This window comes from Robiginitalea sp. (genome assembly GCF_049588695.1).
Taxonomy (GTDB): Bacteria; Bacteroidota; Bacteroidia; order Flavobacteriales; family Flavobacteriaceae; genus Robiginitalea.
Genome location: NZ_JBAVZJ010000565.1, coordinates 1 through 10,705, shown reverse-complemented (window position 1 = coordinate 10,705; position 10,705 = coordinate 1). Strand labels below are relative to the sequence as shown.

Here is a 10,705-nt window from a genome sequence, read left to right as displayed (position 1 = left end):
CCCAACGGCCGTCAAAATTGTCATAAGCCCTTTCCCTGCCGTAGTAATACCCCGAAATATCCACCGAGAAAGTCTTTCCCGACTGTACTGCATTCCCCAATTGGGGAATTTCCAGGTTGGAACTGATAAACCGACCCGCAACCGACATGGAAAACTGATCGCTTAATTTCAGGGAATACGAACCGTCAATAGATAATTCATTGGGCTTAACCAGGGTACCGATTTCCTCAAAGGAATTTCGCAACTCGATTTCCCCCAGGGTAAAATACCTTATAGATACGGCAAAGGCACTTTGGTCATTGATTTTATTGAAATAGCTCCCGTTGAGCAATGCAATATCAGTGATAAGACTCTCTAAATAGGGTGTGTAGCTGATCCCAATTCCCATTTTGCGTTCGGCAAAGGCAAATTTGGCAGGGTTCCACTGTTGGGAAAATCCGTCTACAGAGCTGGCCACTCCGATATCGCCTATGGCAGAGGACCTGGCATCTGCAGCAATCCTCAAAAAAGGCACCGCCGTAGTAATAACCCTTTCATCTTGTGCAAACCCCTTGAATGAGGCGGCAAGCAGAAGTAATACGCAAATTTTTTTCATCGTAACAAAGTGCTTCTTAAATAAAAAACCCTTTTTTCAAAGGGCAGAAACCGGAAGAATTCTGTTCCTTAAATACCCCGGTATATTCTATGGTAACGGCAATTTTCGCAATATCTTATGTGAGACTTCCTGAAACCTTCAGTGTTTTTAAGAAGTTTAAAGTTGATTTAATACCTATTAATATATAGCTTCTGAAAAATGGTTTTAACTTTGAGCCGTTTAATTCCCCCAACACACGGGTTTAAAAACCTCTCCGGGCTTATACTAGATCGACGAATAACTCGTTATCAATGCACATAAGGCCGGAATCAATTCGGTTTTGGCCAAATATAGTTTTTGTTAAAGGTGTAAAATATAATGAACTTTTACCCGTTTAATTAGCCGAATAGCATTTAAAAAACGACTGAAGGCCCTAAAAAGCCCGATCCGAAACTTAAGTCCGAAATACAGATGAAACAAACACGTACCAGCACATTCCTTTTGGCAGCCATTGTCGTAGGATCCCTAAGCATGCAGAGTTGCAAGAAGTCTTTAGGATCCAAGGATATCTCTAGAGCTACAGGTTGGAAAATCAACGACAAGGAAGGGGGATTTCAGTATAATTCCGATTTCAAGGAGCAGGAAACCGCTCCGGGACTTGTCTTTGTTGAAGGAGGAACCTTCACAAAAGGTAAGGTTCAGGACGACGTCATGCACGACTGGAACAACACTCCGACAACGCAGCACGTCCAGTCCTTCTATATGGATGAGACAGAGGTGACCAACGTGATGTATCTCGAATACCTGGACTACCTTAAAAGTGTCTACCCGCCCGAAGATCCGAAGTACGCCAATATTTATGTAGGTGCCCTTCCGGATACACTGGTTTGGAGAAACCGCCTGGGCTATAACGAAACCATGACCAATAACTACCTGAGGCATCCCGCCTATGCGGAATATCCCGTTGTTGGCGTGAATTGGATTCAGGCCACTCAGTTTGCCGAATGGCGTACCGACAGGGTGAATGAAGCCATGCTCGAGCGTGAAGGGTATTTGGCTGAAGATGTAAAATACAGGGCGATGAATGGTGAGATCGCTGGTAATTTCAGTACAGAGACGTATCTGAATGCCCCTAAATCTGTATACGGCGGTCAGATCGATACCCTGATGGGCAAAAATGTTAAGGATTCGGTTCCCTCCTTTGCGAAAAGGAGCAGCGGAATCCTCATGCCTGAATATCGCCTGCCTACGGAAACGGAGTGGGAGTACGCAGCAGCTGCCCTTGTGGGAACCCGTGAATACAATAACTACCGCGGAAGGAAGAAATACCCATGGGAAGGTGATTACACCCGTAACGGCCAAAGAGTCGGAAGGGGAGATCAGCTCGCCAACTTTAAGCAGGGTAAAGGAGATTACGGTGGGATTGCCGGATGGTCCGATGACGGGGCAGATATTACGGCTCCTGTAATGTCCTACAAGCCCAACGATCTGGGATTATACGATATGGCAGGTAATGTCGCTGAATGGGTAGCTGACGTCTACCGCCCTATTGTAGATGATGAAATAAGTGATTTCAACTACTATCGCGGAAATATCTTTAACAAAAAAGCCATAGGTAAGGATGGAAAAGTAATGGTCCTCACTGAAGGAGAAATTGTTTACGACACCCTGCCTAACGGAAAAATAGTAGCTCTTAACCTGCCTGGTGAAGTTAAAATGGTTGCAGTGGATGAAGAGGATACCTATCTGAGAACCAATTTCTCTCAGAGTGATAACCGTGGATACAGGGATGGAGATCCCGGGTCTTCAAGATTCTTCGACCGCTTCAGCGAAGAAGAGGATGTGGACGACAGAAAACAAATGTACAATGCCCCTAAGCACAAAGTAGAGCGGGACGAAGAAGGTAAGCTGGTACGGGAATACGACAAGAGTAACTACCGTACATCCCTGATCAACGATGAAGTTCGCGTTTACAAGGGAGGTTCATGGAGAGACCGTGCCTACTGGTTAGACCCTGCGCAAAGGAGGTACCTGCCTCAGTACATGGCTACCGATTACATCGGATTCAGATGTGCCATGTCCAGAGTGGGAAGTAAATCCAAAGGAAAGAACAAGACGATTCGGGGTAAAAAAGTTAAAGGATAATAAACCCCCTTTCATACCTTAAAAAAAAGCCCTGACTTTTCGGTCGGGGCTTTTTATATTTACCCAATGAACGTCGAAGATATTTATTCCCGGTTTCTGGAATTCCCCTCAATTTCTACGGACAGCAGGAACGTCCTGCCGGATAGTCTGTTCTTTGCACTAAAAGGACCTAATTTTAATGGCAACCGTTATGCGCAGGAGGCCCTGGAAAAAGGGGCCGCCTTTGCCGTGGTGGACGAAGCCGAATACGACGTAAATGACCGGACCCTTCTGGTTCCCGATGTCCTGAAATCCCTGCAGGATCTCGCTACCCACCACAGACGGCAAAGCCAGGCTACCTTAATTGCGCTTACAGGAAGCAATGGTAAAACGACGACGAAAGAGTTAATATCCCGCGTATTGGAGCGCACCTACAAGACCCAGGCTACTGTTGGAAATCTGAACAATCACATTGGAGTGGCCCTTACCCTGTTGCAGATCCGGAAGGACACTGAAATGATGGTAGTAGAAATGGGTGCCAACCACCAAAAAGAAATCGCTTTTTTATGTGCTTTGGCAGAACCGGATTTCGGGTATATCACCAATTACGGAAAGGCACATCTGGAAGGGTTCGGGGGAGTGGAAGGCGTGATCAGGGGAAAAAGTGAAATGTATGACTATCTCATGGCGGAAGGGAAGACAATCTTCCTGAATGCGGATGATCCCATTCAAAGAGAAAAACTCGAGTCCTATACGAACAAAGTGGGGTTTAGCACCTCTGAGGCAGGTTATTTCAGGATTGACAATCAGGGAGCCGATCCTTTTGTCACGCTTAAGGCTGAGGATACAGTTATAGAAACATCCCTCAGTGGGTCATATAATTTCAGTAATTGCGCCGTTGCTGTGCTCATGGGCAAATACTTCAATGTTCCCCTGAAGGAGATCCGAACGGCCATTGAGTCTTATGTTCCCGAGAACAACCGGTCGCAGCTCTTGCAGGTAGGTTCCCTGGACGTACTCCTGGACGCCTACAATGCCAACCCGAGTAGTATGTCTGCCGCCCTGGAGCACCTGGAGGCTCTTGAAACCCCTAAAAAATTCGCAATTCTGGGGGATATGTTTGAACTCGGCGCCGATTCTGCAGCTGAACATCAGCTCATGGCTGAACAGGCCGATGCTCTAAAGCTGGATAGCCTGCTGCTTGTAGGTACTGCGTTCTCTGCGACTCAGACAGAAGGGGAAAGATTTAAAACCTTTGAAGCTCTTGTGGAATTTCTGAAATCCAACCCTATTTCAGGACCGGGGACCCTCCTTATCAAAGCTTCCCGCGGTATGGCCCTGGAGTGTTTGGTGGATCATTTATGAGAGGGGCTGCCTAATGCAAATAGAGGGCCGAGCGACCGCTGAAGGTCCGGTGGACCTTCGGCAGCGAGGAGCCAGCTGGTGCGAGGGCCTTTCCTAATCTTCCCTTGATCCTCTGGATTACCTCCCCTCCCTTCGGTCGGGGCGGTAATCCAGATACATCCCGCTCCTGCAAATAGAAAACCAAAACCCACAGCCCCTGTCGGGCCTGTTGTCTTTTTCCATTTCGCCCTCACTTACGAGTAAACTCGACGTGGTCCGAAATGGAAAAACCCACGTCCTGCGGACGTGGGTTTTCTGAGTGATGTGGGATATACTGGATTCGAACCGGTGACCTCTGCCCTGTCAAGGCAGCGCTCTAAACCAACTGAGCTAATATCCCCCTTTAGGAAGGCGCAATTTCGTAAAAAAAAGCGGGAGTGAGAAAACAAGGGGGAAAGAAATCTTTTCCCAACTTTCAATTTCAAAAAAAAGCAACCCGCTGATCTGGGTCATTTTTAAAAACAGGACTCCTCCTTACATTCGTCTTGACATGCGAACCCACAATGTGTAATCTAATTTTTATGTGATGGACTTAACTAAATTTAAAAAAAGACATCCCAGTGGTCTTTTGTCGCAAGATTTTTTTGACCTGGACAACTTCTTTGATGATCGCATGTGGAAATCCGGTCTTATGAATGCCGATTTCTGGAATGGTAAGACAGTGGAACCAGCCCTGAACATCAAGGAAACCGAAAAGGGGTTTGAAATTGAACTCGCCGCACCGGGATTCTCAAAAAAGGACTTCAATATTACCATCGAAGACGGATGCCTGAATATCGCTGCCGAAAAAGAGGCTTCCGAGGAGGAAAAGTCAGAGGATTTTACCCGTCGGGAGTTTAACTATAAATCCTTCAAAAGATCCCTTCAACTTCCCGAATCTATAATGGAAGAGGAAATTAAGGCAGAATACAACGACGGGATACTCAACTTCCGGCTTCTCAAAAAAGAAGAGGCTGAAAAAAGACCGCCCAAGGTGATTGAAGTAGGATGAAAAACCCTTTTCAATCCACCTATCCCTGTACTGCAAATCGTCCATAAGTGCGCAGTGCAGGGTTTTTTGTACTATAGTTTTTTTATTTTGCCCGAAGCCTCATCCAGACGTTCTTTTGCCTCCCGGTATCCAAGCTCAAAAATAGTATCGAGATCCTTTTCTAGAAAGGTGCTAAAGCGACTGAGTTCCTTCGGATAAACCAGAATATCGCATAGGGGGAACTTGCTAATGGAATCGGAGGCTGTTTTGATTTTCAGAACGCGTTCCAGGACCGAAAAGGAGTGTTTTATTTTCGATTTATCTGCCGGCTCAAAAGGATTTACGTAAACACCTATCAGGAAGTCTGCATGATCTCTGAGTAAATCAGCGGGAAAATTATTGAGTACTCCCCCGTCCACATAATATCCTTTCCCTATTTCGACGGGTGCGAAAAATCCAGGAAAGGCAGCTGAGGCCAATATAGAACGGATTAAAGGCCCTTTGGTGAAAATCTTCAACTCACCCGTGAGGATATTGGTTGCGGTGACCTGAAGTGGAATTTTGAGCGCTGAGAAATCATCTTCGGGAAGTATTTCGAGAAACCGGTCATAAAAACTTTCGGGGTCCACCCACCCTGGTTTTCCAAAAGCATAATTTCCAAAACTCATCAATTGAATACCCTTAAAGAACTCGAGCATATCCGCAGTTGAGATTCCATAAGCGTAGAGCGCTCCAATCACAGATCCGGCACTGGTGCCCGCAATGGCTTCCGGCCTGACGCCGGCCTCTTCCAGGGCCTTCAACACCCCAATATGGGCAATCCCCCTGTACCCGCCTCCAGATAGCGTTAAGGCAATTTTCATAATTTAAATAGTGCAGTTATCAAATAGAATAAGGCATCGATTCGCTGCATGACCATTGTCATATAAAACATCCGTATTCACGTAGTATCTTTATAGATGGCTGCTAAGGTTCCCCTCGATTTCAGCCTTAGTGCAAGTTAAGACTTATCCACCACGGATCCACAAATGCTGTGAATGTATGGGAAGTTGGTTGGGAATTCGAGCGGACCAGTAGCTATAGCATAATGAAAAACTCCAAAAAAGCATCGGGATTGTTGGATGCGCTGCCTCACGGCAGGGCCGAGGCCGTACTTATCCTGGATGCCAGGGGGTGTTTCCTGGACTACCTCCCTACCCTTGATCAGGAGTTTCTCTTGCAAAATAAGGACCTCAAAGGCAGTCCGCTCACAGATTCGCTTCCCACCCATGTGGGCCCTTTATTCCTCAAAGCACTGCAAGGCGTCAGGGAAAACCGAAAACCGCAGCACCTGGAATTTTCCACAAAAGACGAGCCGGAAAAGCATTACGAAGCCAGGCTACTTCCTTTAAACGAGGAAAAAAATATTATCGCCCTCCGGGATATTACCGAGAGGGTGCAGAACAGACGGGACCTCATCCGGGAAAAAAGCCGCCTGAGGAATTATCTGGATTCGGCGGGTTCTATGTTTATCGTCTTAAAACCCGATTACAGTATTGCCCTTGTAAACCGCAAAGCCTGCGAGGTATTGGGATATCCCATGAAAGCCCTGTTAAATCAAAACTGGCTGCCCTTTATCAGCGGGGAGAAAGAACAGAAAAGACTTAAAATCCTCTTTGATCAAACCTTCAGGGTCAAAAAGGCGTTGTCCGATTATTTTGAGAGCCCCGTGACTTCAAAGTCGGGGGATACCCGCCTTATCCGCTGGCAAAATGCCCTTCTAAAAGATACTTCGGGAAAGCCAACAGGGCTGATTTGTTCCGGAGTGGACATTTCCGACCAGAGAGCCGCTGAAAACGAACTGCTCAAAAGTGAGGAAAGAAACCGGGCCATACTCGAAGCCATTCCGGACGTCATACTGCTTCTCGATCGCCATGGGCGTATCCTGAGGGTAAAAGAATCTGCCCGCTCCCCTCATTACTTTCAAAAAGAGCGTATAGAAGGGAAATGTGTTGCAGATGTCTTTCCCGGAAAGACAGGTCGGGAAATGCTCCTGAAAATTAAGGAATCCTGCCAATCGGGACAGACAAAAGTCCTGGAAACAGACCTGGATACAGACCAGGGTAAACTGTCCTATGAAATCCGATATGTTTGTATGGAGGACCGGCAGGTACTGGCTGTAGCCCGAAATACGACCGATACCCGTACCACCCGACAAGGTCTAAACCTCAGGAACCGGGCGTTGGAAGCTGCAGGAAACGGGATTATTATCGCGGATGCAATCCTCCCGGACTTCCCCATAATCTATTGCAACAACGCCTTTACTGAAATGACCCAATACTCGGCAGAAGAGTCCATTGGAAAGAATTGCCGCTTTCTGCAGGGTCCGGAAACCGATCCGGAAAAAGTAAGGCAGGTACGGGAAGCCCTCAATAAAGGAACCCAATGTCGTTTGGAATTGAGAAATTACCGGAAAGACGGTTCCCTTTTTTGGAATGAACTTACTATAACCCCTATTCGTGATCATATGGGCGTTCTCACCCATTTTATAGGGGTTCAGAACGATATCAGCACAAGGGTTTTGGAAGGGGAGCGCAAAGACCATATCCGAAGAATCCTGGAGGCCATAACCCACGACAAACCCCTTGCGAATATAGCCGAAATGATTGCCTCCTTTCTCCGTGCCTATTTTCCAGAGATGGGGATACAGATTGCCTTGTGGCAACCGGGTAAGAAAATACTGGAAACCCTTTCCGGTATTGGGCTTCCTACGGTCATGAGCCGAAAACTAAAGAAAGTGGATCTAAAAAAGGATATGGGCTGTCCATGTGCTCTGGCCGTTAAAAAAAGAAAAGCGTCAGTGCTCGAGGATCTCGAAAAGAACGAGGCCTCGGGAAGATTCATCGATGCGCTTAAAGCATTAGATATTAAAAGTTGCTGGTCCTTTCCCGTCCTTTCGTCTGAAAAAAAGGTACTCGGAACCTGTACCTTTTACGGCAAAATTGCTGCCAAACCCGAAAGGGCAAAAGAAGAAATAGTACAGGATGCCACACAGCTCACCGGCCTTGCGATCGAAAGGTACTTTACGCGTATTCATTTGGAAGAAAGCAATACCAAGCTCGAACAATACGCAAAAAATCTGGAAAAGGATGTGGCGCAACGGACCGAGGAAGTAGAGTCTGCGCTGCAGAAACTCATGGAAAGCAACCGCACCCTCCAGAACCAGATAAAAACAACCCAGAAAGCAGAGGAGCGCGCCCTGGCCAATCAGGAACTCTTTGCGGCTATTGCGCGGAACTTTCCGAAGGGCGTCATCATGGTATTCAACACCTTGAGGAATTATGTACACCTGGAAGGGGAAGAACTGGATCGTATAGGTCTTCGAAACTGGATGTTTTTAGGAAACTCAATACTCAAAACTCCGGGCTTTACGGCTGAAGAGCTCAGGAGACTGGATAAGAAAGTAGAGCAGACCCTGGGGGGACAACACCTCTCTTTTGAGGTACAAATAAAAGAAAACACCTATGCGGTGAATTCCATGCCCCTGTACGTGGGAGAATCCCCGGGATGGGCGCTCCTGGTGCTGATCAACGTCACCGAGCAAAAAAAGTCCGAAGAAGACCTCTTGCGCGCCCTGCGGATTGAACAGGAACTCAACGATCTCAAATCGCGCTTTATCTCTATGGCTTCTCACGAATTTCGCACCCCACTCAGCGCTATTCATTCCTCAGCCATCCTCATTGGAAAACAAAATACCCCGGGCCTGGAAGACAAACGACGGCGTTATCTGAGACAGATCAAAAATAACGTGCGGAACCTCGTAGTCATTTTGGATGATTTCCTTTCTTTGAGTAAACTCGAACAAGGGAATATCGAGGCGCAGCCGGATACTTTTGACGCTTTGGACCTGATTCGCTCCGTCCTCGAGGAACTCGAAAGCAACCTAAAAGTAGGACAGCACTTTAAGGAGACCTTTGAAATGTCTTCACTCGGGGTGTACCAGGACCCCAAACTACTGCGTCAGATTTTGGTGAATCTCCTGTCCAATGCGATCAAATACGCCCCTGAGAAAACCGGGATTGCTATCGCGATCGAAAAAGATGCCACAACGTTTTCCATTTCCATAACAGATAAGGGCATGGGGATTCCCGAGGAGGAACAAGAACAATTATTCAATCGTTTCTTCCGTGCACGAAACGCCATAAATATTCCGGGAACAGGTCTGGGGCTCCACCTGGTGAAACTCTATACGGAACTCATGGGGGGAACTATTACCTTTAAGAGCACCCTGGAGAAAGGAAGCACTTTCAAACTCAAACTTCCGGTAGCATTTAATCCCATCTGATATGAGAAAGATCCTGATTATCGAAGACAACGAAGATGTACGGGAGAATACTGCAGACCTCTTGAAACTGGCCGATTACAACGTCTGTACAAGTGCGGATGGTGCCGCGGGTATTCAGAAAGCCAGGAGTTTTCTTCCCGACCTTATCATATGCGATATTATGATGCCCGGACTGGACGGCTATCAGGTCCTGGAGGCCTTGCAGGCAAATATCAAAACCGCAGGGATTCCTTTTGTATTCCTCAGTGCCAAGGCCGACAAATCCGATGTTCGCAAAGGGATGAACCTCGGTGCGGACGACTACCTTACCAAACCGTTTGAAGAACACGAACTCCTGGAAGCCATAGACTCCCGCCTGAAACGACACGAATTCCTGCAAAAAGAATACAGCAGGGATATAAGTGGTTTGAACGCATTTATAGAGCATGCCGCGACCTTTTTGAACCTCGACTATATCGAACGGATCTATTATTCCAAAACCTATCAGCCAAAGGACCTCCTGTATATGGAGGGCAATGCGGCAAACTTCCTGTACTACGTTAAAAAAGGTCTGGTTAAAAGCTATAAGTCTACGGAGGGGGGGAAGGAGTTGATCACGGGCATTAGCCAGGAAGGCGACTTTGTAGGTGCCTTATCCCTGCTTAATCCGGGGCGGACCTACCTGGAATCGGCAGTGATTCTGGAGTTTTCTGAAATATATAGTATCCCCAAGACAGATTTCGTTAAGCTCCTTGAGGAAAACAAAATAGTGTCGAAAAAATTTATCGAACTCATTTCAAATAATCTCATCGACGCCCAGGAGCAACTGGTAAACCTGGCGTATTCCCCCGTTCGCAAGAGACTGGCCCTGGTGCTAATCAAATTACAGCGGGCCGGGTTAATTCAGGATGCCACACACGCGGGTATCGATATCGCCAGGGAAGACTTAGCCGGGATGGTGGGAACGGCCACCGAAACGGTTATCCGGGCCCTCTCTGAGCTCAAGGAAAACGGGGTTATCGATATGGGAAAAGCCCGGCGAATCCTCATTGCCGATCCTGAAAGGCTCCGGGAAATCGGGAGTTATGGATAAGTCCCCCCCTACCCGGACGAATTCAGATGTCCAGGCAGCAAACCTCAGATGCCCTGTCAGCAAGACTTAGCGGGTTTGGGGAAGTAAAGCACCCAGGGCGTGGCGGATGTTTCTAAGTTTGCCCAATGACCAGTCAATAGCCATAATCTTAAGGGAAGGTAAAACCCCATACCGCCATCCCGATCTCAGGATTTCTCCGGGGGCTTTATTCAATTGCCCTTTTAAACGGTACAGACT

7 protein-coding genes and 1 tRNA gene are annotated in these 10,705 nt (G+C 47.2%); 5 read left to right on the top strand and 3 right to left on the bottom strand.

The features are described from left to right. Nucleotides 1-595 (bottom strand): PorV/PorQ family protein (locus WBV75_RS12990; protein ID WP_424121014.1); only part of this gene is annotated, 595 nt, incomplete at its 3' end. Between the two features lie 450 nt (nt 596-1,045). Between WBV75_RS12990 and gldJ the strand changes: the two genes are divergently transcribed. Next, nucleotides 1,046-2,719, top strand: coding sequence for a gliding motility lipoprotein GldJ (gene gldJ, locus WBV75_RS12985; RefSeq protein WP_424121013.1), 1,674 nt, complete (start codon nt 1,046-1,048; stop codon nt 2,717-2,719). A gap of 66 nt (nt 2,720-2,785) precedes the next feature. Then, nucleotides 2,786-4,063 carry a UDP-N-acetylmuramoyl-tripeptide--D-alanyl-D-alanine ligase gene (locus WBV75_RS12980; protein ID WP_424121012.1) on the top strand — a complete coding sequence of 426 codons (1,278 nt, stop codon included), beginning with the start codon at nt 2,786-2,788 and terminating at the stop codon, nt 4,061-4,063. Nucleotides 4,064-4,367: 304 nt separating this feature from the next. Here WBV75_RS12980 and WBV75_RS12975 read toward each other — a convergent pair. Then, a tRNA-Val gene (locus WBV75_RS12975) sits at nt 4,368-4,442 on the bottom strand. A gap of 228 nt (nt 4,443-4,670) precedes the next feature. On the opposite strand from WBV75_RS12975, the gene WBV75_RS12970 reads away from it, so the two are divergent. Beyond that, on the top strand, nt 4,671-5,093 hold the full coding sequence (locus WBV75_RS12970) for an Hsp20/alpha crystallin family protein (RefSeq protein ID WP_424121011.1): 423 nt from the start codon (nt 4,671-4,673) through the stop codon (nt 5,091-5,093). 71 nt (nt 5,094-5,164) lie between these two features. Here WBV75_RS12970 and WBV75_RS12965 read toward each other — a convergent pair whose 3' ends face one another. Continuing rightward, a complete protein-coding gene (locus tag WBV75_RS12965; RefSeq protein WP_424121010.1) occupies nt 5,165-5,935 on the bottom strand; it encodes a patatin-like phospholipase family protein in 771 nt (256 codons plus the stop codon). Between the two features lie 224 nt (nt 5,936-6,159). Here WBV75_RS12965 and WBV75_RS12960 point away from each other — a divergent pair, with 224 nt between their 5' ends. Both WBV75_RS12960 and WBV75_RS12955 read left to right on the top strand, forming a co-directional pair. Then, complete coding sequence (locus tag WBV75_RS12960) at nt 6,160-9,396, top strand: PAS domain S-box protein (RefSeq protein WP_424121009.1); 3,237 nt, start codon at nt 6,160-6,162, stop codon at nt 9,394-9,396. A gap of 1 nt (nt 9,397) precedes the next feature. Then, nucleotides 9,398-10,468 (top strand): response regulator, encoded by a 1,071-nt coding sequence (locus WBV75_RS12955; protein WP_424121008.1) that lies wholly within the window; start codon nt 9,398-9,400, stop codon nt 10,466-10,468. The last annotated feature ends 237 nt before the right edge of the window (nt 10,469-10,705 follow it).